At 73.0% G+C, this 24064-nt stretch carries 25 protein-coding genes; 13 read left to right on the top strand and 12 right to left on the bottom strand.

What is annotated here, in order from left to right; translation table 11 throughout:
• The first annotated feature begins 38 nt into the window (after positions 1-38).
• Positions 39-1301 (top strand): MFS transporter, encoded by a 1263-nt coding sequence (locus tag OG207_RS37700; RefSeq protein ID WP_329105223.1) that lies wholly within the window; start codon positions 39-41, stop codon positions 1299-1301.
• On the opposite strand, the gene OG207_RS37695 is transcribed toward OG207_RS37700, so the two are convergent.
• From OG207_RS37695 to OG207_RS37675, 5 genes are all read right to left on the bottom strand, one after another.
• Positions 1237-1836, bottom strand: a complete 600-nt coding sequence (locus tag OG207_RS37695) for a transglutaminase-like domain-containing protein (RefSeq protein ID WP_329105221.1) — start codon at positions 1834-1836, stop codon at positions 1237-1239. The two genes, OG207_RS37700 and OG207_RS37695, sit on opposite strands and share 65 nt — an antisense overlap.
• An 84-nt stretch (positions 1837-1920) precedes the next feature.
• A complete protein-coding gene (locus tag OG207_RS37690) occupies positions 1921-3015 on the bottom strand; it encodes a threonine aldolase family protein (RefSeq protein WP_402694239.1) in 1095 nt (364 codons plus the stop codon).
• Positions 2994-3755, bottom strand: a complete 762-nt coding sequence (locus OG207_RS37685; protein WP_030713586.1) for an SDR family NAD(P)-dependent oxidoreductase — start codon at positions 3753-3755, stop codon at positions 2994-2996. The genes OG207_RS37690 and OG207_RS37685 overlap by 22 nt, the downstream gene beginning before the upstream one ends.
• 26 nt (positions 3756-3781) lie before the next feature.
• Positions 3782-5188, bottom strand: coding sequence for a DUF6421 family protein (locus OG207_RS37680; RefSeq protein WP_329105216.1), 1407 nt, complete (start codon positions 5186-5188; stop codon positions 3782-3784).
• Between the two features lie 235 nt (positions 5189-5423).
• Positions 5424-6545 (bottom strand): LLM class flavin-dependent oxidoreductase, encoded by a 1122-nt coding sequence (locus OG207_RS37675; protein ID WP_329105214.1) that lies wholly within the window; start codon positions 6543-6545, stop codon positions 5424-5426.
• Between the two features lie 49 nt (positions 6546-6594).
• On the opposite strand from OG207_RS37675, the gene OG207_RS37670 reads away from it, so the two are divergent.
• Complete coding sequence (locus tag OG207_RS37670; protein ID WP_329105211.1) at positions 6595-7221, top strand: PadR family transcriptional regulator; 627 nt, start codon at positions 6595-6597, stop codon at positions 7219-7221.
• 192 nt (positions 7222-7413) lie between these two features.
• Positions 7414-8106, top strand: a complete 693-nt coding sequence (locus tag OG207_RS37665; protein ID WP_329105209.1) for a glycerophosphodiester phosphodiesterase — start codon at positions 7414-7416, stop codon at positions 8104-8106.
• Positions 8107-8139: 33 nt separating this feature from the next.
• Here OG207_RS37665 and OG207_RS37660 read toward each other — a convergent pair whose 3' ends face one another.
• On the bottom strand, positions 8140-8679 hold the full coding sequence (locus OG207_RS37660; RefSeq protein ID WP_329105207.1) for a GNAT family N-acetyltransferase: 540 nt from the start codon (positions 8677-8679) through the stop codon (positions 8140-8142).
• Between the two features lie 130 nt (positions 8680-8809).
• Here OG207_RS37660 and OG207_RS37655 point away from each other — a divergent pair, with 130 nt between their 5' ends.
• The 4 genes from OG207_RS37655 (at position 8810) to OG207_RS37640 (ending at position 11977) form a co-directional block, all read left to right on the top strand.
• Positions 8810-9361, top strand: coding sequence for a DUF5134 domain-containing protein (locus tag OG207_RS37655; RefSeq protein ID WP_329105205.1), 552 nt, complete (start codon positions 8810-8812; stop codon positions 9359-9361).
• Between the two features lie 82 nt (positions 9362-9443).
• Positions 9444-10382, top strand: a complete 939-nt coding sequence (locus OG207_RS37650; RefSeq protein WP_329105203.1) for a M56 family metallopeptidase — start codon at positions 9444-9446, stop codon at positions 10380-10382.
• Positions 10383-10558: 176 nt separating this feature from the next.
• Positions 10559-11218 (top strand): phosphatase PAP2 family protein, encoded by a 660-nt coding sequence (locus OG207_RS37645; RefSeq protein ID WP_329105201.1) that lies wholly within the window; start codon positions 10559-10561, stop codon positions 11216-11218.
• Between the two features lie 102 nt (positions 11219-11320).
• Entirely contained in the window at positions 11321-11977 is a 657-nt protein-coding gene (locus OG207_RS37640) for a TetR/AcrR family transcriptional regulator (protein WP_329105199.1), read from the top strand.
• A gap of 2 nt (positions 11978-11979) precedes the next feature.
• Here OG207_RS37640 and OG207_RS37635 read toward each other — a convergent pair whose 3' ends face one another.
• Positions 11980-13464, bottom strand: coding sequence for an LVIVD repeat-containing protein (locus OG207_RS37635; protein WP_329105197.1), 1485 nt, complete (start codon positions 13462-13464; stop codon positions 11980-11982).
• A gap of 82 nt (positions 13465-13546) precedes the next feature.
• Here OG207_RS37635 and OG207_RS37630 point away from each other — a divergent pair, with 82 nt between their 5' ends.
• The 3 genes from OG207_RS37630 (at position 13547) to OG207_RS37620 (ending at position 16536) form a co-directional block, all read left to right on the top strand.
• Entirely contained in the window at positions 13547-14254 is a 708-nt protein-coding gene (locus OG207_RS37630) for a DUF305 domain-containing protein (RefSeq protein ID WP_329108164.1), read from the top strand.
• A 52-nt stretch (positions 14255-14306) separates the two neighbouring features.
• Positions 14307-15671 carry an FAD-dependent oxidoreductase gene (locus OG207_RS37625; RefSeq protein ID WP_329105195.1) on the top strand — a complete coding sequence of 455 codons (1365 nt, stop codon included), beginning with the start codon at positions 14307-14309 and terminating at the stop codon, positions 15669-15671.
• 262 nt (positions 15672-15933) lie between these two features.
• A complete protein-coding gene (locus tag OG207_RS37620) occupies positions 15934-16536 on the top strand; it encodes a prealbumin-like fold domain-containing protein (protein WP_329105193.1) in 603 nt (200 codons plus the stop codon).
• 26 nt (positions 16537-16562) lie between these two features.
• On the opposite strand, the gene OG207_RS37615 is transcribed toward OG207_RS37620, so the two are convergent.
• The 4 genes from OG207_RS37615 to OG207_RS37600 form a co-directional block, all read right to left on the bottom strand.
• Positions 16563-16886: a hypothetical protein gene (locus tag OG207_RS37615; protein ID WP_329105191.1), complete on the bottom strand. Its 324-nt coding sequence runs from the start codon at positions 16884-16886 to the stop codon at positions 16563-16565.
• 8 nt (positions 16887-16894) lie between these two features.
• Positions 16895-17242, bottom strand: a complete 348-nt coding sequence (locus OG207_RS37610; RefSeq protein WP_329105189.1) for an ArsR/SmtB family transcription factor — start codon at positions 17240-17242, stop codon at positions 16895-16897.
• A 145-nt stretch (positions 17243-17387) separates the two neighbouring features.
• Positions 17388-18488 carry an NADH:flavin oxidoreductase/NADH oxidase gene (locus tag OG207_RS37605; protein WP_329105187.1) on the bottom strand — a complete coding sequence of 367 codons (1101 nt, stop codon included), beginning with the start codon at positions 18486-18488 and terminating at the stop codon, positions 17388-17390.
• A 76-nt stretch (positions 18489-18564) separates the two neighbouring features.
• Complete coding sequence (locus OG207_RS37600) at positions 18565-19887, bottom strand: wax ester/triacylglycerol synthase family O-acyltransferase (protein WP_329105185.1); 1323 nt, start codon at positions 19885-19887, stop codon at positions 18565-18567.
• Between the two features lie 222 nt (positions 19888-20109).
• Here OG207_RS37600 and OG207_RS37595 point away from each other — a divergent pair, with 222 nt between their 5' ends.
• From OG207_RS37595 to OG207_RS37585, 3 genes are all read left to right on the top strand, one after another.
• Positions 20110-21201: a WD40/YVTN/BNR-like repeat-containing protein gene (locus OG207_RS37595; protein ID WP_329105183.1), complete on the top strand. Its 1092-nt coding sequence runs from the start codon at positions 20110-20112 to the stop codon at positions 21199-21201.
• Between the two features lie 11 nt (positions 21202-21212).
• Positions 21213-21899: a uracil-DNA glycosylase gene (locus tag OG207_RS37590; protein WP_030012774.1), complete on the top strand. Its 687-nt coding sequence runs from the start codon at positions 21213-21215 to the stop codon at positions 21897-21899.
• Between the two features lie 96 nt (positions 21900-21995).
• Positions 21996-22910 (top strand): sirohydrochlorin chelatase, encoded by a 915-nt coding sequence (locus OG207_RS37585; protein WP_329105180.1) that lies wholly within the window; start codon positions 21996-21998, stop codon positions 22908-22910.
• An 85-nt stretch (positions 22911-22995) separates the two neighbouring features.
• Here the strand turns inward: OG207_RS37585 and OG207_RS37580 are convergent, their stop codons facing one another.
• A complete protein-coding gene (locus OG207_RS37580) occupies positions 22996-24060 on the bottom strand; it encodes a lactonase family protein (RefSeq protein ID WP_329105178.1) in 1065 nt (354 codons plus the stop codon).
• Positions 24061-24064 lie beyond the last annotated feature (4 nt).

Genomic DNA, 24064 nt, shown 5'->3' with positions numbered 1-24064 from the left:
CGCGTCTATGGCGTTACAGCATACCGGGGAGGGACCCCATGGGCGGATTCGGGCGGTACCTGGCGGCGGCACTGGCCGCACGCATCGCCTCGGAGGGCATGGGCATGGCCGTGGTGCTGCTGGCCCTGGAGCGCACCGGGAGCGCGGCGCACGGGGCGTTCGTCCTGACCGCCTGGCTGGCCCCGCACGTCCTGGCGGCCCCGCTCGCGGGCGCTGCGGCGGCCCGGACCCGCCGGCCGCGCCTGTTCCACGCCGGCGCCCTGGCCGGGTTCGCGACGGCCGTCGCGGCGCTGACCGTCCTTCTCGGTCGGGCCCCCGCCCCGCTGGTACTGGTCGTGGCGGTGCTGGGCGGCTCCTGCGGGCCGATGGTGACGGGCGGACTGTCCAGCCTGATCACCGGTCTGGTGCCGGCAGGGCCCGGGCGGGACCGGGCGTACGGCTGGGACGCCGCGACCTACAACGCGGCGGCCGTCACCGCGCCGGCGGCGGTCGGCCTGGTCGCGGCGCTGGGCTCGGCCGGGCCCGCCATGGCCGTCCTGGCGGCGTCCGGAGCCGTGGCGGCCGCGCTGGCGGCCACCCTCCCGTACGAGGACCAGGGCGCGGGCCGGACTCCCGGCGCGCCCCGGGCCGGACTGGGAGCGGGGCTCGCGGCCCTGTGGCGGGTCCGCGAGCTGCGGGCGGTCACCTCGGCGACGACCCTGGGCTTCGTGGGCATCGGCTCGCTCACCACCGTCTCGGTGCTGCTGGCCACCGAGCTCGGCAGCCCGGGCGGCGGGGGCGTACTGATGACGGCCTTCGCGGTGGGCGCGCTGGGCGGCTCGCTCACGCTGGGCCGGATGACGTCCGTGGAGCCCGGCCGGCTGGTGCGGTGGGCGCTGGCCGGCACCGGTGCGGCCCTCGCGGCGGCCGCGTTCGCCCCGTCGGTGGCCGTGACGGCCGCGCTGTTCGCGCTCGCCGGGGTGTGTGACGGGCCGCTGCTCACGGCCACGCTGCGGATCCGTGCGCAGTACGCGCCGGACGGGGTGCGGACCCAGGTGTTCACCCTGGGTGCGGGACTGAAGGTGACGGCGGCGTCGACCGGGGCGGCCCTGGTGGGGATCGTGGCCGACGCGCCCGCGGCGGCGCTGCTGACCGGGATCGCCGGACTGCTGCTCGCAGCGGCGCTGTTGCACGTCCTGGTGGTGGCGGCGCGGGACGGGCGCCCCCGGCGGCCCGGACGGCCCGCTCGCACCGGGGCTACAGGGCCGTCGGCAGGTTCCGCCAAGACTGCGGCCGGTCCGCGGACTCCTGAAGGGCCTTGAGAACGGCCGGGTGCGGGACGGCGTGGAGTTCGGGGTAGTCGATCTCGCCGAGTTCCGGACGCACGGGGAAGGCCAGTCGTTCCCGGTCGAGGTCGAACCGGGCGTCCACGCCGGGCTTGTTGCCGCGCGGATCGAGGCGGGACCAGCGGGTGCTGCCGGGCAGCCGCAGGGCGATCAGGCCGTGCACGACGGGGTTCGCACCGTCGTCGTCGGCGAGGCGCTGGTAGCACAGGGCTCCTGGGACGCCCCGGGCGCGCAGCAGGGCGACGAGGGCATGGGATTTGGCGTAGCAGATGCCACCCGGTGCGGCGAGGACGTCGGACGCGCGCCAGGTGACGCGCGGGTCGCCGGAGTCGCCCGCGTGCGGGATGGCGTCGCGGACGAACTCGAAGGCGGCCCTGGCGTATGAGTATGCGTCGCCGCCGGTGAGCCAAAGGGCGTCGGCGGTTTCCTGGACGATCGGATTCCAGTGGTCGATCGCCTCGTCGGACACCAAGTAGGCCTGGATGTCCGGGTCCTGTTGGATCAGCTGCATGGCCGGAGCATAGGCAAACCCCCGACCGCAAACCAATGGATTTACGGTCGAGGGCATGTCTATGCACTTCTCGCGGTGCGTCGACTAGCGCGCCAGCTCTTCCTTCAGTGCCTGGAGGAAGCCGTCCACGTCCTCTTCCTGGGTGTCGAAGCCGCACATCCAGCGGACGTCGCCCGCGGCCTCGTCCCAGAAGTAGAAGCGGTAGCGCTTCTGCAGCCGCCGGGAGACCTCGTGGGGCAGCCGCGCGAACACCGCGTTCGCCTGCACCGGGTAGAGGATCTCCACGCCGTCCGTCTCGCGCACGCCGGCGGCGAGCCGCTGCGCCATCGCGTTGGCGTGCCGGGCGTTGCGCAGCCACAGGTCCTTGGCGAGCAGGGCCTCCAGCTGCACCGACACGAAGCGCATCTTGGACGCGAGCTGCATCGACATCTTGCGGATGTGCTTCATCTGCCGGACCGCGTCCGGGTTGAGCACCACCACGGCCTCGCCGAACATCATGCCGTTCTTGGTGCCGCCGTACGACAGCACGTCCACGCCGACCGCGTTCGTGAAGGCGCGCATCGGCACGTCGAGGGAGGCCGCGGCGTTGGCTATCCGGGCACCGTCGAGGTGGACCTTCATGCCGAGCCCGTGGGCGTGCTCGCAGATCGCCCGGATCTCGTCCGGGGTGTAGACCGTGCCCAGCTCGGTGTTCTGGGTGATCGACACGACCTGCGGCATCGCCCGGTGCTCGTCCTCGAAGCCCCAGGCCTCCTGGTCGATCAGTTCGGGGGTGAGCTTGCCGTCCGGGGTCGGTACGGCGAGCAGTTTGAGGCCCGCCATCCGCTCCGGCGCGCCGCCCTCGTCCACGTTGATGTGGGCGCTCTTGGCGCAGATCACCGCACCCCAGCGGTCCGTCATCGCCTGGAGGGCGGTGACGTTCGCGCCGGTGCCGTTGAAGACCGGGAACGCTTCCGCGTACGGCCCGAAGTGGCTGCGGATGACCTTCTGCAGGTGTTCGGTGTAGTCGTCCTCGCCGTAGGCGACCTGGTGGCCGCCGTTGGCGAGCGCGACGGCGGCCAGGACCTCCGGATGCACGCCCGCGTAGTTGTCGCTCGCGAACCCGCGCACCGCCGGGTCGTGGTGGCGCCGGGCGTCGGTCTTCCCTGCCTCGGTTGTCACGGTTGCGGAGTGAGCCACAGACGCTGTCCGTTCACATCGATGGCGGGCCGCTCCCAGACGCCGGCGATGGCCTCGGCCAGTTCCGTCACGTCGGTGAAGCCCGCGAACTTCGCAGTGGGACGCTCGGCGCGCATCGCCTCGTGCACCAGTGCCTTGATGACCAGGATCGCAGCTGCCGCTCCGGGACCCTCGTCACCCCCCGCCTTACGGAAGGAGTCCGCCATGGCCAGGGTCCACGCCTCGGCCGCCGCCTTGCCCGCGTTGTACGCGGCGTTGTTGGCGACCGGCTTGTGCGCCCCGGACTGGCTGATCAGCACGTAGCGCCCGCGGTCGCTGCGCAGCAGCCCGTCGTGGAAGGCCAGCGAGGTGTGCTGGACCGTGCGGATGAGGAGCTTCTCCAGGAAGGTCCAGTCCGCGAGGTCCGTATCGGTGAAGGTCTTGCTGCCGCGCCAGCCGCCGACGAGGTGCACCAGGCCGTCGATCCGGCCGAACTCCTTCTCGGTCTGCTCGGCCCAGGCCTTGGTGGCGTCCAGGTCGAGCAGGTCCACGGTGTCACCGGTGATGGTGGCGCCACCGTGGGCGTAGCGCGCTGCGTCCACGGCCTCCGCGAGCCGCGCCGGATCGGCGTCGGACGCGATGACCACCGCACCCGCCTCGGCGAGGCGGAGCAGGGTGGCGCGGCCGGCGGGCCCACCGGCCCCGGCCACCGCCACCACCGCTCCGTGCAGCTTTCCGTTGCCGTTCCCGGAGCCGTTCATCTGTGCAGCCTCCTGTGGGCGAGTGCTCACGCGGCGACTCGCTCGGCCTGCTCCGCGTTCCGGGCGGTGATGCCCTTGGTCGCTGCGATCGTGCCCTTGAGCTTCTTGGCGAGCGCCTCAAAGAACATGCTGAGCGGAAACTCGTCCGGAAGCACGTCGTCCACGAGCTTGCGCGGCGGCTGCGTCATGTCCAGGGCGTCGGGGCCCTTGGCCCACTTGGAACCCGGGTGCGGGGCGAGGTAGGTGGAGACCAGCTCGTAGGCCTTGAACCAGTGGACGAGCTTCGGGCGGTCGATGCCGGCCCGGTAGAGGTCCTCGATCTCGGCGCACAGCTGGTTGGTGACCTGCGGGGCGCGCATCCAGTCGATCTTCAGCTTGTTGTCCGTCCAGCGCACGACGTCGTGCTTGTGGAGGTACGCGAAGAGCAGCTGGCCACCGAGGCCGTCGTAGTTGCGGTTGCGGTCGCCGGAGACCGGGAAGCGGAACATCCGGTCGAAGAGGACGGCGTACTGCACGTCACGGCCGTGCTCGTTGCCCTCGGACTCCAGCTTCACGGCCTCCTTGAAGGCGGTGAGGTCGCAGCGCAGCTCTTCCAGGCCGTACATCCAGAACGGCTGGCGCTGCTTGATCATGAAGGGGTCGAACGGCAGGTCGCCGTGGCTGTGGGTGCGGTCGTGGACCATGTCCCACAGGACGAAGGCCTTCTCGCAGCGCTCCTGGTCCTCGACCATGCGGGCGATGTCCTCGGGCAGGTCGATGCCCAGGATGTCGACGGCGGCCTCGGTCACCTTGCGGTAGCGGGCGGCCTCGCGGTCGCAGAAGATGCCGCCCCAGGTGAAGCGCTCGGGGGCCTCGCGCACGGCGATGGTCTCCGGGAAGAGCACCGCGGAGTGGGTGTCGTAGCCCGGCGTGAAGTCCTCGAAGGTGATGCCGAGGAAGAGCGGGTTGTCGTACCGGGTGCGCTCCAGCTCGGCGAGCCACTCGGGCCACACCATCTTGAGCACGACGGCTTCCAGGTTGCGGTCCAGGTTGCCGTTCTGGGTGTACATGGGGAAGACGACGAGGTGCTGGAGCCCGTCGGCGCGCTCGGCGGCCGGGTGGAAGGCCAGCAGGGAGTCGAGGAAGTCCGGGACCTTGAAGTCGTCCGCGGCCCACTTGCGCAGGTCGGCGACGAGGGCCCGGTGGTACGCGGCCCCGTGCGGGAGCAGCGGCGACAGCGTCTCGACCGCCGTGATCACGCGTTCCACCGCGGCCAGGACGGTGGCACGGCCGTGCGCACCCTCGACCTCGAAGTCGATGGAGCCGTCCTTGGCCTGCCAGGGCCGGATCTCCTCCACGGCGGCCTTGAGCTCGGGCCACGCGGGGTGGTCGACCACCCGCGCTCCGGCGGTTATCACGGCGCCGCCGGTACCGGGCACAAGAGTTTCCGTCATGTCACTTCCTCCACAGGAGAACCTCACGTATGGGCAGAGTATGCGCGCGAGGCTCTCCCCCTCAAGAGGGAACTCGGGAAATTGTCCTGCGTCACCCCCCATTTCACCGGAAGTCTTCCCGTTCGTTGGTGCGGAACCGACCACTCCGCCCAATTGCGCCAAGGCCCCTGCGGCCTGAAGCCGCCTGTCGGCCGGGCCGGGCCGGAGGGGGCCCGACCGGCCACAGAGGTGCAGATCACATACCTCGGAAGCGCGGAATGACCTTTTCGCCCCATTGCTTCAAGGTCTCCAGGCAGGCCTCCTGCTCCACCGTGCCCATCTGGATCAGGCACATGACCTCGTCGGCGCCCGCCTCGCGCAGCCGCTCCACGTACGCGACGGCGTCGTCGGCGGTCCCGTACGCGTGGTCGGCGTTGAAGGTGGCCGTCGAGGTCGGCCGGACCGGGATGTCCAGCTCGTGCAGCCGGGCCACCACCTGCTCGGCCGCCCTGCGCAGCTCCGCGGCGTCGTCCGCGCCCGCCACGACGGCCTCGTCCGGGACGCCGGCCCCGCCGTACCAGTGGCCGATGGACTGGGCGAAGAACCGCTGCCCGCGGGTGCCGATCCGGCGCGCTTCCTCCCAGTCATCGAGCACGATGGTCGGGCACAGCACGGAGAAGTGGTCGTTGACCACGCTGGACACGAACCGGCTGCCGTCCCGCCCGGCGATCGCCGCGTCGTAGACGGAGCGCATCTGCGCGATGGAATCGGGGCCGGCGAAGCCCATCACCAGCGCCCCGATCCCCAGCTCGGCCGCCTGGACCAGGGTCTCGCCCCGGCTGCAGGCCAGGAACAGCGGCGGGTGCGGGGTCTGCCGCGGCCTCGGCAGGATCGGGTGCGGGTCGATGTCGATCAGCTCGCCGTGGTACTCCAGCTCCTCCTCCTGCCAGGCGCTGCCGATGATCCGCAGGGCCTCCTCGACCTCGGCCGTGGTGCGGTCCCGGTCCACCCCGCACAGAGAGGTCTCCTGTGCGGTGCCGCCGCGCCCGGCCCCGAGGTCGAGGCGCCCTCCCGAGAGCAGGTCGAGCATGGCGGCCCGCTCCGCGACCCGCACCGGGTGGTTGAAGTTGAAGGGCATGCACACGACGCCGTGACCGATGCGTATGGTGCTGGTCTTGGCGGCGACCCAGCTGAGGAAGATCTCCGGGGCGCTCATGTGTGCGTACCACTTGAGCGAGTGGTGCTCGACCGCCCAGATCCGGTCGAATCCCATACGTTCGGCCAGCACGGCCTGCTCGACGCAGTCGCGGATGACCTGGTGCTCCCGCTCCACCGTCGGGTCGGCAAGCTGGGCCTCGAAGATGACGGAGAATTTCACGGTGCCTCCAGGATTGGATCGCGTACCCGGTCTTACTTCGATTCGAAATATGACTAGTAGTCATGAGTCGAAGAAGCAAGAGCTGCCGCCGACCGCGTGGGCCGTTCTGGGTCTGCTCTCCTTCCCCGGCGAGCGGACCGGGTACGAGCTGAAGAAGTGGGCGGACTCCTCCCTGCACTTCTTCTACTGGTCACCGGCGATCAGCCAGATCTACGCGGAGCTGCGTCGTCTGGAGGAACTGGGCTACGCGGCCTCCGTGCGCTCGGGACCCGAGGAAGCGCGGGCCAAGCGGCGCTACGCCATCACCGACGCGGGGCGGGGCGCACTTGCCGGCTGGGCCGCCGACACCGGCGAGGCCGGGCCCCCCGTGCTCAAGCACGGACTGCTCCTGCGGATCTGGCTCGGCCACCTGGCCGAGCCGGAGCGGCTGCGCGCGATGGTCGGCGAGCACCTGGACCGCACCCGGGGTGAACTGGCCGCCGTACGGGAGGCCATGGAGCACGCGGGCCGCGTACCGGAATGGACCTTCCCGGCCCTTGCCCTGCGCTGGAGCGAACGGCAGCACCTGGCCGAACTGGAGCTCGCCGAGGCCCTGCTCACCGACCTGGACGGGCTCGCCGGGGCCCGCGCGGAGCCGGGCCGTCAAGCCGACGGGGACGCGCCCACGCCCGGGTGACGCGACAGGCCGCCCCACCCGTCCCGGTGGGGTGCACAACCCTGGCGGGAAGCGGCCGGGACGCTCCTCGGGGGCCGTGCACGCCCGGTCCCTTCGCACCCGCGGCGCACTAGCATGCGACCTCATCGCGCGCGGCCGGTCGGGACACCTGGAGCCGCGCGGGGAGCCGCCGTCGACGGAAGCGAGAGAACCTTGACTTTCCTCACCATCGGTCACCGCGGGGTCATGGGTGTCGAACCGGAGAACACCCTGCGGTCGTACCTCCGAGCAGAACGCTGCGGCATGGACGTCATCGCTCTGGACCTGCGCCTGAGCAAGGACGGAGCCCTCGTCGCCGTACACGACCGCGAGGTGGACCGGACCACGGACGGCTCGGGGGCCGTCGCCGATCTGACCCTGGCCGAACTGCGCGGGCTGGACGCCGGTCAGGGCGAGCACGTACCGGTCCTGGAGGAGGTCCTGGACGCGGTCCGGGTGCCGCTCCAGGTCTTCGTCGCCGACCTGGCCACCGTCCCGGTGCTCGCCGAGCTGATCCTGCGCCGCGACCTGACCTCCCGGGTGGAGGTGGCCTCCGACCGGGAGGCGGTGCTCGCCGAAACGGCCCGACGGGTGCCGGGCGTACGGACCGTCCTGTACGCGGACTCCCCCGGCAGCGGAGCCGCGTCCGTCGTGGACCGGGCGCTGGCCGTGAGCGCCGGGGCGATCGCCGTGTACATCCACCGGCTCAGCCTGGACACGGTGGAGTCGGCACACGCGGCGGGCCTGCGCGTGACGGGCCGGGCGGTCGACACCCTGGACCTACTGCGGCTCGCGCGGGCGCTCGGACTGGACGGCGCGGCCACGGACTTCCCGGAGATCCGCAGCACCGGCCGCTTCACCGCCTGAGGGCGTCCGGGGCCGGGGCGGGGTGGCCCGCGCTCAGAGCGACTTGACCAGCAACTCGAAGGCGAGGTCGTCACGGAGCGGGACGCCGAAGCGCTCGTCGCCGTAGGGGAAGGGGCTCATCTCGCCGGTGCGCCGGTAGCCGCGGCGCACGTAGTAGGCGATGAGCTCCTCCCGTACGTGCACCACCGTCATCCGCATCTCCTTGGCGCCCCACGTCTCGCGGGCGCGGCGCTCGGCCTCGGTCAGGATCTCCTTGCCGAGGCCCGCGCCCTGGAGGCCGGGGCGGACCGCGAACATCCCGAAGTAGACGTGGTCGTCCCGGTGTTCGAGCTGGCAGCAGGCGACGAGCTCGCCCGCGCGCTCGACGACGAGCAGGACCCCGTCCGGGGCGGCGATGACGGCGCGGACCCCGTCCGGGTCGGTGCGCTGCCCGTCCAAGTAGTCGGCCTCGGTGGTCCAGCCGGCCCGGCTCGCGTCGCCGCGGTAGGCGGACTCGACGAGTTCCACCAGCTCCGGTACGTCCGCCTGAACGGCGCTTCGGAAGCTCAGGGCGGCGTGCTGGGCGGTCGACATCGGGTGCTCCGTTCGGTGCGGCGGCATATGACATGCCTGGAAGGCAAGGAGAGCCTAACCCGGAGCCGCGTGAGGGTGGTGTGAGAAGGGCATCTCTCCCCGTGACGCCGACGAACCGGGAGGTTCCGCCGTGCACGGTTCCGCCACTTCCCTCACCGCCTCCTTCTCCTCCTGGCTGCTGGTGCTGCTGTGCGCCGTGAGCGGTGCGTACTGCCTGCGGTGGGCGCGGGGGGCGGGCGGTGCCGCCGGGGAGGCGGTGATGGGGTTCGGGATGGCCCTGATGGCCGTGCCCCTCGGCGGCCGCGGCGACGGGTGGCGGGCGCCCGTGCTGGGCGTGGTCTTCTGCGGCGCGGCCCTGCACGCCCTGTGGCTGCTGCGGGGCGGACCGCACCACGCGCACCACCTGGTGGGCTCGCTGACGATGGTCTACATGGCCCTGCTGGCCGGATCCGGGCCGGTGCACGGGCAGGAGCACTCCCAGGCGGCCGGGCCGCCCCTGCTGACGGGCGCGCTGCTCCTCTACTACGCCGGGTACGTGGTGCTCGGCGGAACCCGGCTGATCGCCGCCGGCGACGTCGGGTCGGCGCGGGCGACCGCCGACCGGGGCGGACCCGCGGAACTCGTCCGCGCCTGCCGACTCGCCATGGGAATGGGGATGTTGGCCATGCTGCTCACGATGTGACGGCGAAGGGCGGACGTGTCCTGCGTCACCAATGGCGCGAGGACGTACCCGCAGGTAGCCCCTCGCTCATAGGCTGGCGACCATGATGGTCCCCGCCGTTCTCCTGTTGCTCGGCGCCCTGACCGCGGTGCTCGCCCCCCGTCTGCTCGCCCGGGCCCGATGGCCCGAGCGCGAGCCGGTCGTCGCCCTGTGGGTGTGGCAGTGCGTGGTCGGCGCCGTGCTCCTGTGCTTCGGACTGTCGATGCTGCTGAGCGCGGCGGCCGCCTGGCAGCAGGTCCGGGGCCGACTGTTCGCCTCCGCCCCGCACGGGGTGGTCGACGCCTACGCCCTCGGCGCGGCCGGCGGGCCCTGGGCCACCGTCACCGCGCTCGCGCTGGCGGGCGGCGGGCTGTGGACCGGGGCGACGCTGACCGGTGAGGTGCTGCGGGCGCGGGCCCGGCGGCGTGCGCAGGGCAGCGAACTGCTGGTACGGGCCCCGCTGCTGCCCGGGGAGGACCCGACGGGCGCGCGACTCGTCGTCCTGGAGGGTCCCCGGCCGGACGCCTGGTGGCTCCCGGGAGCGGCCCCGCAGCTGGTGGTCACGACGGCAGCGCTGGGCCGGCTGAAGGGCAGCCAGCTGGACGCGGTGCTGGCGCACGAGCAGGGCCACGCGGCGGCCCGGCACGACTGGCTGCTGAACTGTTCGCGGGCGCTGGCCCGGGCCTTCCCCCAGGTTCCAGTCTTCGCGGCGTTCGAGGCGGAGATGCACCGACTGGTGGAGATGGCCGCCGACGACGTGGCCTCCCGGCGGTTCGGCCGGCTGACGATCGCGCTCGCGCTGGTCGGACTCAACGAGGACCGGGGGGTGTTCGCGGCGTCCTCGCCCGAACACGCGCACGTTCCGCAGCGGGTGCGCAGGCTGCTGTCGGCGACTCCCCGGCTCTCCCCCGGCCGCCGGCTGCGGCTGACGGCGCTGGCCACGCTGGTCCCGGCGATCCCGCTGCTGGTGGCCTTCGTACCGGGGCTGAGCGCCCTGGCGTGAGCCGTCCGCCGCGGGGATCCTGCCCCCTGGGCGCGGACGCCCCGCGGACGCCCCCGCCCGCCGTCCCTACGGTCGGCATCTCGAAGGCACGGACGGGTGCGCAGCCGACCCGTCGCCCCGGCGCGGCCCCGTACCGGCCGGGGCCGCCGGTCGGGCGGCGGTGCGAGGATCTCGGTATGCGGAACGATCACTTTCGGTGGATGGGCATCGGCTGCGCCCTGCTCGGAGCGGTCCTGACGGCACTGGTGGTTGCGCAGTGGCGGCCGCTGCTCGCCCACGACGAGCGGGTCGCCCGGGATCTCCACGCCCACGCCGTCACCCACCCCGGGGTCACGCACCTGATGCAGGTGCTCAGCGACTGGGTGTGGGACCCCTGGACCATGCGGGCGCTGGCGGCGGTCGCCTGCACGCTGTTGTGGTGGCGGGGCGATCGGGAGCGGGCGCTGCGGGTGGCCCTGGTGACGCTGGCGGCCTCGGCGCTGCAGCAGGGACTGAAGGCGCTGGTGGGACGGGAGCGTCCGGTGTGGCCGGATCCGGTGGACTCGGCGCAGTACGCGGCTTACCCGTCCGGCCACGCCATGACGGCGACGGTGGTGTGCGGGCTGCTCCTGTGGCTGCTCCCCCGCCCGGCCGGGGGCCGGGGGCGGATCGCCCGGGTGGTCGCCGCATGGGCGGTGGCCGTGGTCTCGGTGCTCGGGGTCGGTTTCACCCGCGTGTACCTCGGGGTGCACTGGCCGTCGGACGTGCTGGCGGGCTGGCTCCTGGGAGTGGCCCTGGTGGCTCTCGCGACGTCCGTGCCCGTCCGCGAACGCGGCTGCGACCCGGTGGAGCAGTGAGGGTACGGCGTGCCTGCCCTGGATGATCCCCCGTGTCACCCAGAGCAGGCGACCCCGTGCGCTGAGTATATTGGCCAGGAGCCAGTCAACGCAGGAGTAAGCATGTCCCCGCGCAGCGCATCGGTCAATGAAGAATTGCGCAGACGTTCCCGGGAGCGGCTGCTGCAGTCCACGGTCGAACTCGTGGCCGAGCACGGCTACGAGGCCACGACGCTCGGCGACATCGCCGACCGGGCGGGCACGGCACGCGGCCTGGTCTCGTACTACTTCCCGGGCAAACGGCAGTTGCTGCAGTCCGCGGTGCACCGGCTGATGCACCTCACGCTACACGCCGCGCTCGAGCGGGAGCCCCGCAGCGAGTGCGGGCGCGAGCGGCTCGCGCGTGCCGTCGACGCGGTCCTGGGGCTCGCCCGGGACGAACCCCTGCTGATGCGCACGCACATGGCGGGCATCCTCACGGCCGAGGGCTTCGTGCAGTGCCCCGAGCAGCAACGGCTGGCGGAGCTGCTGCGGGACACCGTCGCCCGGTACGGCTCGGCGGACCCGGACGCGGACTATCCGCTGCTGCGGGCCCAGCTGATGGGCGCGGTGGTGGCGGTCCTGCTGCCCGGCGCCCCGATGCCGGCGCAGCGGCTGCGGGCGGAGCTGTTCCAGCGCTACGGGCTGGACTGGGAGCTCGGCGTTCCGCCGGACGGCGGGCCGCCCGGCGGAACGCTTCCCTCACCCCCTTCGCACCCTTCGCACCCGCCGCACTCCTGAGGTCAGTGGTACTCGGGCTGGGTCTGCACGTTGAGCCGGTCCATCCGCACCCGCTTGGCGCTCTCGGTGCGCCGGTCGTCGAGCCGCAGCACGTCGAGGCCCTTGACGATGTCGTTCGAGTAGATGTGCCCGTTGTAGTAGTAGGCCGACCAGGACCCGCCGAGTCCGAGCTGGTCCGTCGTCAGCGGTCCGCGCTCGAAGTAGGCGATCTCCCTGGGCCGGGCGGAGTCGGTGAACTCCCATACGGAGACGCCGCCCTGGTACCAAGCCTGCACCATGATGTCGCGGCCGCCGCCGACCGGGACCAGCGAGCCGTTGTGGGCCACGCAGTTCTCGGTGTCGGCCTGGTGGCGCGGGATCTTGAAGTAGCCGCGGAAGGAGAGTTTGCGCTGGTCCCCGCGGCCGGTGATGTCGTAGATCCCGTCGGCGCCCCGGTTCGGACCGGTGGCCTCGTTGCAGGTGGCACCGCCACCGCCGCCGAGTTCGTCGGTGAACACCACCTTGTTCGCGCGCTCGTTGAAGGTCGCCGAGTGCCAGAACGCGAAGTTCACGTTGTCCTGGACCCGGTCGATGACCCGCGGCTGCTCGGGCTTGCTGATGTCGAAGAGGATGCCGTCACCCATGCAGGCGCCGGCGGCCAGGTTCTTCGACGGCAGCACGGTGATGTCGTGGCAGCCGGTGGTCTTGGAGACACCGGGGTTGGTGGGCGCGCCCGGGTTGCCGCCGTCGGGGAAGAGGATCGGGAAGGCGACGACCGCGGCCTGGGTCGGCGCCTTCTTCGGGACCTTCACGACCGAGATGCCGTCGTGCGGCGGCTTGCAGTCGGGGAAGGCCTCGTTCGGGGAGTACGAGGCGACGTAGAGGTAGAGGTCGCGGTCGCCCGGCACCAGGGTGTGGGTGTGAGAACCGCAGGCGGTCTCGACGGACTTGATGTACCTGGGGTTCTTCTTGTCCTTGATGTCGAAGATCTTGATGCCCTCCCACGAGGACTTCTCCGTGGCGGGCTGCGAGACGCTGTTGCAGGAGTCGTCGCTGCGCGAGGAGTCGGTGGAGAGGAAGAGCAGGTCGCCGTGGACGGAGACGTCGTTCTGACCGCCGGGGCAGAGCACCTGGGTGACGGTCTTCGGTGCCTTCGGGTTCGCGATGTCGTAGATGGTGAAGCCGCTGTAGCTGCCCGCGTAGGCGTACCTGCCTTGGAAGGCCAGGTCGGTGTTGATCCCCGTGGGGTCGCTGCTGGGGATGTTGGCCAAGGGCTTGACGTTGGCGCTGTGCACGATCTCGTCCTGGCCGGGGATGTCGCCCGGGGCGAGCGCCCCACTCCCGGTGAGGCCGGCGCCGTGCTGGTGCGCACTGCCGGGCGCTAAGTCGCCCGGGTCGGGGGTGGCGGCCGCCGGTCCGGCCGCCAGGAGCGTGGCGAGGAGTCCGGCGGCGGCAACGGCCACCCCCACCCTCCTGTTCCGCACCCGCCTGCTGTGTAGCGAGGTCACTGTGCCCTCCCTTGAGAGCCCGATCGGTTCCGCCCGTAGGGGAGCGGAACCCGGACCCCGGAAGTATCTTCCCTTCATGGACATGGCAAAAGACCTCAGGGGTCGCCGTCGGGCCTTACCGGCGCCGCCCGTCCGGTTCACCGCGGTGGTGGCGGCCGCCGCCGGCCTCCTGCTGACGCTCTCCGGCTGCCAGGGGGACCGGGGACCGGACCGGGCCGACGACGGACGGGCCGCGGTCGTCGCACCGGGCAGGCCGGGCGAGGCGGCCCGCCGCCTCACCCCCGAAGAAGCCGCTAGGGCCAAGCCCGACGACAGCCCGAACGCCGCCGACCACACCTACGTCTCCCACATGATCGAACACCACCGGCAGGCGCTGACGATGAGCGCGCTGGCACCGGAGCGGGCCGCGGCGGACGCGGTCAAACGGCTGGCGGAGCGGATCACGGCCGCCCAGAAGCCCGAAATCGGCGCGATGGAGAAGTGGTTGGCCCGCCACCCCGCCACGACCACGCCCGCAGCACCGGCCACGCCCGCGGCACCGGCGGCCGGCCACGACCACGGCGCGATGCCGGGCATGGCGACCGAGCAGCAGCTGGCGGAACTGACCGCGGCCAGGGGGACCGACTTCGACCGGCTCTTCCTGAAGCTGATGACCGCCCACCACGAGGGCGCCGTGAAGATGGCCGGCGAGGCGCTGGCCGGCGGGAACAACGTGGCGGTGGAGGAGATGGCCACCGAGGTGGTGGCCACGCAGAGCGCCGAGATCCACCGGATGCGCGCGATGGGCTGACTCCGCGGGGGGCCGGTGTCATGCTGGAACCACTTGCGGGAGGAGCTCCGCCGTGCTTCGTGTCGCCGTCGTCGGATCGGGCCCCAGCGGGGTCTACGCGGCCCAGACGCTGGTGCAACAGCGCGAGGTGCCCGGGGTGCGGGTGGACGTGCTCGACCGGCTCCCCGCCCCCTACGGCCTCGTCCGGTACGGGGTCGCCCCGGACCACGAGAAGATCAAGTCGCTCCAGGGCAGCCTGCGCACCGTGCTGGAGGACAAGCGGATCCGCTTCCTCGGCAACGTCGAGGTCGGCGGGGAGGCGCTGACCACGAGCCGACTGCTGGAGCTGTACCACGCAGTGGTGTACTGCGTGGGCGCGGCCCGCGACCGGATGCTGGGGATCCCCGGCGAGGAGCTGACCGGGGTGCACTCCGCCACTGCCTTCGTGTCCTGGTACAGCGGGCATCCGGACGCCGCCGCCGAGGCCTTCGACCTGCCCGGCGTGAATGCGGCGGTGGTGGTCGGGGCCGGCAACGTCGCGGTGGACGTGACGCGGATCCTGGCCCGGGGCCGGGCCGAGCTCGAGCCGACGGACATGCCGCAGCCGGCGCTCGGCGCGCTGGGGCAGAGCGGGGTGCGCGGGGTGGCGATGGTGGCCCGGCGCGGTCCCTCGCAGGGCAGGTTCACCACCAAGGAACTGCGTGAACTGGGCACGCTGCCGGGCGTGGACAGCTGGGCCGATCCGGCCGAGCTGGCACTCGACCCCGTGTACGCCGACCCGGCGGCGGCCGCCGCCCTGCCGGCGGTGGCGCGGCGGAACCTGGAGGTGCTGCGCGGCTGGGCCGGCGCGGCGCCGGGGGCGGGGCCGCGGCGGATCGCGCTGCGGTTCTACCTGCGCCCGGTGGAGGTCCTGGGCGGGCCGGACGGCCGGGTCACCGGGGTGCGTTTCGAGCGCACCGCCCCGGACGGCCGGGGCGGTGTGACCGGCACGGGCGTCCACGAGGACATCGAGGCGCAGTTGGTGCTGCGCTCGGTGGGGTACCGGGGCGTTCCGCTCGCCGGGCTGCCCTTCGACCCCGCGAAGGGTACGGTCCCGCACGCGGCGGGCCGGGTGCTGCGCGCGGGCCGGGCCTCGGTCGGCGAGTACGTGGCGGGCTGGATCAAGCGCGGCCCGACCGGGGTGATCGGCACCAACCGGCCCTGCGCCAAGGAGACCGTGTCCTCACTGCTCCAGGACGCGGGGGCACTGGCCCGGCGCGACCTCCCCGGGGACCCGCTGGACTCCCTGCGGGCGGCGGGCCTGCGCCCGGTGGAGTGGCCGGGCTGGCTGGCCATCGAGGCGGCAGAGGCCGATCTGGGCCGCTCCCTGGGCCGCCGCTCGGTGAAGATCCCCGACTGGACCGGTCTGCTGGCCGCGGCGGGCGCGGGCCGGCTGTAGGCCGGTTCCCGCGGGGCGCCGCTCCCCGGCCCCGCGCCGGCCGGTGTTCCGTGGCCGCGGGGCGGAATTCCTGCGGCACCCTCGGCCCGGTGTCGCGCGGGGCCGCCGGACGTCGGCCACGCCCCGCCCTCCACGGAGGTGCTTCCGGGTGGTCATCTGGCGGAAACGCCCTCATGCCGCGAGTGTCGCCGTGACCGCCCCCGCGCGCGGGCCGATCATGTCGCGGGAGCGAAGCCCCGGAACAGCACGCGGACGGAGTGTCATGGCACCGAACGATTTCCGCCGGTCATGGGACGGATGGCGGCCCTGGGTGCTCGGCATCGCGACGACGGCGCTGCTGGTGTCGACGCCCTCGTACGCCGCCGCGGCCGGGGCGGGCGCGACGGTCCGGAACCAGCCCGGCATCACGATCTGGGCTCCCGGGGGTGCCGCCAGGTGCCCGTGCCCCACCGTCGACGGCCACCACGGGTGGTGCCCCCTGCCGCACTGCGATGCGGGGCCTCCCGGCTGCGAGGGCCCCGGTGCGCCGCCGACCGGCGAGGTGACGGTGGTCAAGGAGGACGAGTCGACCGGCGACCCACTGTCCGGCGCCGTCTTCCAACTCTGGGAGGAGACCAACGGCATCCCCGGACTCCAGACGACCGGCAGCGACCCGGACACCTCCCTCGGCGACTCCTGCACCACCGCGACCGACGGCACGTGCACCCGCATCGTGCCCGTCGGCGTCTACTACTGGCAGGAGACCCAGGCCCCTCCCGGCTACGACTTGCCCGCGAACCCGGTGTTCGGCCCGCTGGTGCTGACGGAGGAGAACGTCGCCGAAGGCGTGACGGTGACTGCCGAGAACACGCCCACGCCCGTGTGACCGCCGGTGAGGTCGCCCCGGGCGTCTCAGCCGGTCCAGACGGTGTGGGTCATTTCGACCTGCCAGTCGTCGCCGAGTTCTTGGCACAGGGCGGCGAAGGCGGTGTCCGCCCGTCGGCGGAACAGCTGCCACTCCTCCTGCGGCCACGGCGACGGGGCCGGCGGGTAGTCCCAGTCGATCGACGACTGGTACCACCGGCACAGTCGCACCAGTTCGGTCCGGGTCCGCGCACTGATCGGCAGCCGGTCCAACTCGCAGGGGGAGCCGTACGGGCCGTCCATGTCCGGGGCGGCGGGCCACAACGGGGTGTGCGGGACGCCAGCTTCGAAGAAGAACCGCAGACGGGGCACGACGACCGCTAGGCGGTGAGCCGGGCGGACTCGGCCGCGGCCGCCGCGAGGACGCTGTCGAGGAGGCCCGGGAAGAGCGCCTCCAGTTCCTCCCGGCGCAGGGCGTTGAGCTTGGTGGTGCCGCGATAGGCCTGCCGTACGACGCCGCTCTCGCGCAGGACGCGGAAGTGGTGGGTGGTCGTGGACTTGGTGACCGGCAGGTCGAAGTACGAGCAGGCCAGGTCCTCGGTCGAGGCGGCCAGGTCCAGGACGATGGACAGCCGGACCGGGTCGGAGAGCGCGTGCAGCACGCCTTCCAGGCGGATCTCGTCCGCCTCGGGGTGGGCGAGGGTGCGGGAGGTGTCCCGTTCCGTCATGTCCCTGCTCCACTCGCTCGATCGGGTCCGCTCCGGAGGGTGCGGGCCCCCATCGTACGAGAGCTGTCGAAGAAGTCGGGTGTGGCGTGGAAACCGGTGGTACGGCTCCGGGGCCGAAGGTGCGGGAGCCGGAGCCGTACCCGCGTCACCAGGAGCGGTGGTACTGGTCGGGCGTGCGGATCTCCCCGCCCAGCTCCTTGGCCGCGCGCCGGGCCCAGTAGGGGTCGCGGAGCAGCTCCCGGCCCAGCAGGACGGCGTCGGCCTCCCCGTTCGCGAGGATCTTCTCGGCATGCTCCGGTTCCGTGATGAGGCCCACGGCGGCCACGGGGAGCGCGGTCCCGGCCTTGACCCGGGCCGCGAAGGGCACCTGGTAGCCGGGGCCGACGGGGATCTGCGCGTGCGGCGCGAGGCCGCCGGTGGAGACGTCGAGCAGGTCCACTCCGTGCTCCCGCAGCAGATCCGCCAGCCGGACCGTCTCGTCGGCGGTCCAGCCGTCGTCCTCCAGCCAGTCGGTGGCGGAGATCCGGAAGAACAGCGGGAGCTCCTCGGGCCACACCGCCCGTACGGCGTCCACGACTTCGAGGGCGAAGCGGGTGCGGTTCGCGAAGGAGCCGCCGTACTCGTCGGTGCGCCGGTTGCTGTGCGGGGAGAGGAACTCGCCGATGAGGTAGCCGTGGGCGCCGTGGATCTCGACGACCTCGTAGCCGGCGGCCAGCGAGCGCTCGGCGGCGGCCGCGAACTGGCCGGTGATCTCCCGGATCTCCTCGGCCGTCAGCTCGTGCGGTACCGGGTGGTCCGCGGAGAACGGCAGGGGGCTCGGGGCGAGCGGCTGCCAGCCGTGCGCCTCGGGCCCGACCGGCAGCCCGCCCTTCCAGGTCCGGTCGGTGGAGGCCTTGCGGCCGGCGTGGGCGATCTGGATGCCGGGGACGGCGCCCTGGGCCTTGAGGAAGGAGGTGATCCGGCGGAGCGCCTCGACCTGGGTGTCGTTCCAGATGCCGAGGTCGTAGGGGGAGATCCGGCCTTCCGGGGAGACGGCGGTGGCCTCCTGGATGATCAGCCCGGTACCGCCGGTGGCGCGTGCGGCGTAGTGCGCGAAGTGCCAGTCTCCGGCCACGCCCGCGTTCGGGCCGAACGCCTCGGCGCTGTACTGGCACATCGGGGCCATCCACACCCGGTTCGGGATGGTGACGGAGCGGAGCGTGTAGGGCGCGAACAGGGCGGCGAAGGCGGCGGGTGCAGCACTCATCAGGCTCTCCAGATACGACCGGGCATGCCGGGGATCGACTAAGTACGAGGAACACCGTACTACGAATTCCCTCGTACTACGAGACCTCTCGTACAAGCTCGTCGAGTTCTGCGCGCAGCGCCCCGGTCAGGGCCGCCAGATCCGGGACGGCCGCCGCGTCGGCGACCAGTCCGTAGTGGACCGTCCCCTTGTACGTGGAGACCGCGACGGCCAGCGACTGCCCCCGGGCCAGCGGGGCGAGCGGGTACACCTCGCGGACCGGGCTGCCGCCGAGGGTGAAGGTGAAGCTCGGCAGCGGCACGCTGGTGACCAGGATGTCGAAGAGCAGCCGGGCGGCCTGGGCCACGAGCGGACCGCCGAGCCGGTGGCCGAGCGGGTGGACGTGGTCGGCGAGCAGGGCGACGGCCCCGGCGCCGCGGGCGGGTCCGGCGTCCTTGTTGCGGTCCATGGCTGCGCGCACGCTGTCCAGGCGGCGCAGCGGATCGGATTCGGCGAGCGGCAGCCGGAGCAGATAACCGGAGAGCCGGTTCCCGGCACCCCCCGAACCGCCGGGCCCGCGGCGGCGGGACACCGGGATCAGCGCGCGCGGTCCCGCACCCCAGGGCTCGGGATCGCCCCGCTCCGCCAGCCAGCGCCGCAGTGCGCCCGCGACCAGCGCGATCAGCACGTCGTTGACGGTGCCGCCGGCGCCCTTGCGGACGAGGTTGACCTCGTCCAGGTCGAGCGCGAGGCCGGCGACCGCTCGGGCGCCCGAGCCGGTGGAGTCCGTGGTGAGGGCCGCCGGCACCCCGAGCGGCAGCCCGGCGCGGGCCACGGCCGCGCCGATCTCCAGGGCCTGGCCGACGTCCTGGACCCGGGCCGCCAGGGCTCCGGGGAGTCGGCGCAGCACGGAGCCGCCCCGCTGCTCGGGGACCGGGCGCGCGGGTGGCCGCGGGGCCGTCGCCTCGTCGAACAGGGTGGCCGCGAGGGCCAGTGCGCCCATGCCGTCGGCGAGGGCGTGATGGAACTTGAAGAGCACCGCGAAGGAGTCCGGATCGGGCCCGGCCAGCACGTGCGCCTCCCACGGGGGCAGCGCCCGGTCCAGCGGCCGGGCCATCAGCGGTCCGGCGGCGGCGTGCGGGGCGGCTCCGTCGGTACGGACGAGGAACACGTGCCGGGCCGGGTCGAAGCCGGGGTCCGGTGACCAGGCGGCCGCGCCGACCGGCAGCAGCACGTCGCGGATCCGGCGGCGCAGGCGCGGCACGGCCGCGCAGCGGGCGGTGAGCAGGTGCGCGGCCCGCTCCGCGGAGCCGGGCCCGGTGGCGCGGAAGACGGCGAGGGCGCCCAGGTGCATGGGGTGGTCGACGGATTCGATCCGCCAGAAGGCGAGGTCGAGGGGGGACAGGTGCTCGGTGGCCACATATGTCCTCTCGCGTGCGGCGGCAGTGACCTGAAGTCAATCCATTGCGGACACCCACATGCAAGCAACAACCATTTCGGGGCGGTAAATGATCGGTATTGATCTGCTCATCAGCAGCCCCCACCGTCCGCCGGGTCACGGTCACCGGACGGGTGCAGACTGGCTGAAAACATACCTTGCACGTGCGCCCGCCAAGGGCGCCGAGGTCCGGAGGTGCCGGCCATGGCCGACGCAGTGCTGCTCGTGGGAACCCGCAAGGGCCTCTTCATCGGCCGTCGCCGGGGCGGGGCGCCCTGGGAGTTCGACGGTCCCCATTTCAACGCCCAGGCCGTCTACGCGGTCGCCGTCGACCGCCGGGGTCCGGCGCCCCGGCTCCTGGTCGGCGGGGACAGCTCGCACTGGGGGCCGTCGGTCTTCAGTTCCGACGACCTCGGGACGACCTGGCGGGAACCCGCCGCACCCGCCGTGAAGTTCCCCCGGGACACCGGGGCCTCCCTGGAGCGGGTCTGGCAGCTGCAGCCGGCCGGCCCCGAGGCCCCCGGCGTGGTGTACGCGGGGACGGAGCCGGCCGCGCTGTTCCGCTCGACCGACCGGGGCGACTCCTTCGAGCTGGTCCGCCCACTGTGGGAGCACCCGAGCCGCGGGAAGTGGGTACCGGGCGGCGGCGGTGAGGGCCTGCACACGGTGATCACCGACCCGCGCGACCCGGACGCCGTGACGGTGGCCGTGTCCACCGCCGGGGTGTTCCGCACCCGTGACGGCGGCGCCAGTTGGACACCGTCCAACCAGGGGGTCTCGGCGGTGTTCCTGCCGGACCCGCACCCCGAATTCGGCCAGTGCGTGCACAAGATCGCCCGGGACGCCGGGGACACCGACCGGCTGTACCTGCAGAACCACTGGGGCGTCTACCGGAGCGACGACGCGGGCGGCCGGTGGACCGACATCGGCGGCGGGCTGCCTTCCGACTTCGGCTTCGCGGTCGCGGCCCATCCGCACCGACCCGACACCGCGTACGTCTTCCCGCTCAACGCCGACTCCGACCGGGTCCCGGCCGAGCACCGGTGCCGGGTCTTCCGCACCCGGGACGCGGGCGCCACCTGGGAGCCGCTGGCGCGGGGGCTCCCGGCCGGGGACCACTACGGCACGGTGCTCCGGGACGCCCTGTGCACGGACGACGCGGACCCGGCGGGCATCTACTTCGGCAACCGCAACGGCGAGGTGTACGCCAGCCACGACGACGGCGACAGCTGGCAACTGCTCGCCGAGCACCTGCCCGACGTCCTGTGTGTGCGGGCGGCCGCGTTCGGCCAGTAGAGTGATCCACCGTGGCAGCAAGACCGTTGAACGAGATCGTCGAGCCGGGCTGGGCCCGGGCTCTGGAGCCGGTGGCGGGGCAGATCGCCGCCATGGGCGACTTCCTGCGCGCCGAGATCGCGGCGGGGAGGACGTACGTACCGGCCGGGGCCAATGTGCTGCGCGCCTTCCAACAACCCTTCGACGAGGTCAAGGTACTGATCGTCGGGCAGGATCCCTACCCCACGCCGGGACACGCGGTGGGACTGTCCTTCTCGGTCGCCCCCGACGTACGACCGGTACCGCCGAGCCTCGACAACATCTTCCTGGAGATGCACCGGGACATCGGCACCGGCCGCCCGGCCAACGGCGACCTCACGCCGTGGACCCGGCAGGGCGTCCTGTTGCTCAACAGGTCGCTCACGACGGCGCCCCGGCGCTCCAACGCGCACCAGGGCAAGGGCTGGGAAGCCGTCACCGACCAGGCCATCCGGGCCCTGGCCGCGCGCGGCAAGCCGCTGGTCTCCATCCTCTGGGGACGGGCGGCCCGCAACCTGCGGCCGCTGCTCGGCGAACTGCCCGTCGTGGAGTCCTCGCACCCCTCCCCCAAGTCGGCCGACTACGGCTTCTTCGGCTCCCGGCCGTTCAGCCGGACGAACGAGCTGCTGGTGGGTCAGGGATCACAGCCCGTGGACTGGCGCTTGCCGTCCGTCAGTTGAACGTATCTGATATTCACCGGATAAATACGGACAGATGCCCCGCTAGAAGGCCCTGCCCGAACACCTTGTTCCGATAAGCCAGTAGCATGCGGCGCCATGAGCTCCCCCACTGGGCCCGCAAATGGCCTGCCCGTACGAATGCCGCGACCCCGCCAGACCGGACGGCACCGCCGGCCCGAGCCCGCGGTGGCGCCCGAGGGCGCGCCCGCGCTGGTGCTCGCCGTGCCCGGTGCCCCCTCGGCCGCCTCGCGAGGGCTCGCGGAAGAGATCATCAGCATCGGCCGCTCCGAGCTGCCGGGCCTCGACGCCCGGATCGGCTTCCTCGAAGGTGACGACGACACCGAGTTCCCGTCCCTGTCCGGCGTGCTGACCGCCGTCGCGACCGAGCGCGTCGCGCGCGCGGAGTTCGCCCGCACGGCCGGCCACGAGGTGCCCGCGCCGACCGGCCCGGACGCCGTGGTCGTGCCGCTGCTGGCCGGCCCCGACAGCGATCTGCTCCGCCGGATCCGCCAGGCACTGATGGACTCCTCGGCCGCCGCCGAGCTGGCCGACGTGCTCGGCCCGCACCCGCTGCTCGCCGAGGGCCTGCACGTGCGGCTCTCCGAGGCGGGCCTGGCCCGCGCCGACCGCGCCCGGCTCTTCACCGTGACCACCGCCGCCGACGGCATCGTCCTGGCCACCACCGGCGGCGAGGAGGCCGTACAGGCCGCCGGGATCACGGGCATGCTGCTCGCCGCCCGGCTCGCCGTGCCCGTCAAGGCCGCCGCGCTGGACCAGGAGGGCTCGGTGGCCGCGGTCGCCGAGCAGCTGCGCCGCGAGGGCTCCACGCTCCTCGCGCTCGCCCCGTACCTGATCGGCCCGGAGGCCGCCGACGGGCTCCTCGACACCGCCTGCAAGGAGGCCGACTGCGCCACCGCGGAGGTGCTCGGCGCCTATGGCGCGCTCGGCAAGCTGGCCGTCGCGCAGTACGCCGCGGCTCTCGGGATCCCCCAGGACGCCGCCGCACACTGACCCGCCCGTACGTAGCGAAGGGCCCCCGACGGCCACGGTCTCCCGTGGCCGTCGGGGGCCCTTTCCCATGCCCCGCGGGCCCGTGTTAGCCCAGGACCACGCAGGTGGCCGCCGGCACGGCCAGCGCGCCGGCCCGGTGCGGCTGCCCGGTCAGCGGGTCCACCTCGAACCAGGTGACGTCCCCCGAGCGCTCGTTGGCGGCGTAGAGCCGGTTCCCCGAGGCGTCGGCGGCGAGATCGCGCGGCCACGCGCCGCCGCAGTCCACGGCGCCGGTGAGTCTTGGCTTCCCGGGCCCGTCGGCGAGGGAGAGGGTGACGAGCGCGTCGACCCCGCGGACGGCCGCCCAGACGAACCTGCCGTCGGGCGAGGCGATGATCGCCGAGGGGTAGGCCCGTACGGCCCCTGAGGCACCCTCGGAGGCCACCGGGACCTCACCGACCGGTTCCAGTCGTCCGGACGCCCCGTTCCAGCGGCAGGCGGTCACCTGGGGCTTCAGCTCGTGCAGTACGTACGCGAACGTGCCCTCCGGATGGAAGGCGAGGTGACGGGGCCCCGTCCCGGTGCGCAGCGCCGTCTCGGAGTGCACCCGCAGCACGCCGGTGGCCGGGTCCAGCGCGCAGACCCGCACGGAGTCGGTGCCGAGGTCCACGCTGAGCACCCAGCGGCCGGTCGGGTCGGGCAGCACCTGGTGGGCGTGCGCGCCCTCCTGCCGGCCCGTGTCGGGGCCGGAACCCCGGTGCGGCAGGACGTGCGCGGGCCCGCCCGGGCGGCCGTCGGCGGCGAGCGGGAGGCTACTGACACTGCCGGAGGCGTAGTTCGCGGTGAGCAGCCTGCCCCCGACCGTGCTGAGGTGGGTGGGGCCGGAACCACCGACGCGAACCGCCTCGCCGAGGGGGGCGAGGCCCGCCGCGGTGGGCCGGAAGGCGACGACCGCGCCGCGCTCGATCTCGTTCACCGCGTAGAGCACGCCGGTGGCGCGGGAGAGCGCGAGGTACGAGGGGTCCTCGGCGGCGGTGACCGCGAGCGGGGTCAGCGCCCCGGTCTTCGGGTCCACGGCCGCGGTGGTGACACCGCGGCCGCCCGCGGAGGTGAACGAGCCGATGTAGGCCCGGGATTCACCGTTCCGGTCCCTGCTGTCCGCGCCGCCCACGTCA

This window comes from Streptomyces sp. NBC_01439 (genome assembly GCF_036227605.1).
GTDB lineage: Bacteria > Actinomycetota > Actinomycetes > Streptomycetales > Streptomycetaceae > Streptomyces.
Note: the sequence above shows the minus strand (reverse complement) of the source record. Positions and strands in the feature narration are given on the sequence as shown.

Bases quoted from the DNA above. Each gene is read 5' to 3' on its own strand.
- OG207_RS37595 (WP_329105183.1), top strand. From the start codon at position 20,110: ATGGCCGACGCAGTGCTGCTCGTGGGAACCCGCAAGGGCCTCTTCATC.
- OG207_RS37650 (WP_329105203.1), top strand. From the start codon at position 9,444: ATGATGGTCCCCGCCGTTCTCCTGTTGCTCGGCGCCCTGACCGCGGTG.
- OG207_RS37685 (WP_030713586.1), bottom strand. From the start codon at position 3,755: ATGAACGGCTCCGGGAACGGCAACGGAAAGCTGCACGGAGCGGTGGTG.
- OG207_RS37680 (WP_329105216.1), bottom strand. From the start codon at position 5,188: ATGACGGAAACTCTTGTGCCCGGTACCGGCGGCGCCGTGATAACCGCC.
- OG207_RS37700 (WP_329105223.1), top strand. From the start codon at position 39: ATGGGCGGATTCGGGCGGTACCTGGCGGCGGCACTGGCCGCACGCATC.
- OG207_RS37695 (WP_329105221.1), bottom strand. From the start codon at position 1,836: ATGCAGCTGATCCAACAGGACCCGGACATCCAGGCCTACTTGGTGTCC.
- OG207_RS37620 (WP_329105193.1), top strand. From the start codon at position 15,934: ATGGCACCGAACGATTTCCGCCGGTCATGGGACGGATGGCGGCCCTGG.
- OG207_RS37585 (WP_329105180.1), top strand. From the start codon at position 21,996: ATGAGCTCCCCCACTGGGCCCGCAAATGGCCTGCCCGTACGAATGCCG.
- OG207_RS37605 (WP_329105187.1), bottom strand. From the start codon at position 18,488: ATGAGTGCTGCACCCGCCGCCTTCGCCGCCCTGTTCGCGCCCTACACG.
- OG207_RS37630 (WP_329108164.1), top strand. From the start codon at position 13,547: ATGGCAAAAGACCTCAGGGGTCGCCGTCGGGCCTTACCGGCGCCGCCC.
- OG207_RS37610 (WP_329105189.1), bottom strand. From the start codon at position 17,242: ATGACGGAACGGGACACCTCCCGCACCCTCGCCCACCCCGAGGCGGAC.
- OG207_RS37670 (WP_329105211.1), top strand. From the start codon at position 6,595: ATGACTAGTAGTCATGAGTCGAAGAAGCAAGAGCTGCCGCCGACCGCG.
- OG207_RS37645 (WP_329105201.1), top strand. From the start codon at position 10,559: ATGCGGAACGATCACTTTCGGTGGATGGGCATCGGCTGCGCCCTGCTC.
- OG207_RS37640 (WP_329105199.1), top strand. From the start codon at position 11,321: ATGTCCCCGCGCAGCGCATCGGTCAATGAAGAATTGCGCAGACGTTCC.
- OG207_RS37660 (WP_329105207.1), bottom strand. From the start codon at position 8,679: ATGTCGACCGCCCAGCACGCCGCCCTGAGCTTCCGAAGCGCCGTTCAG.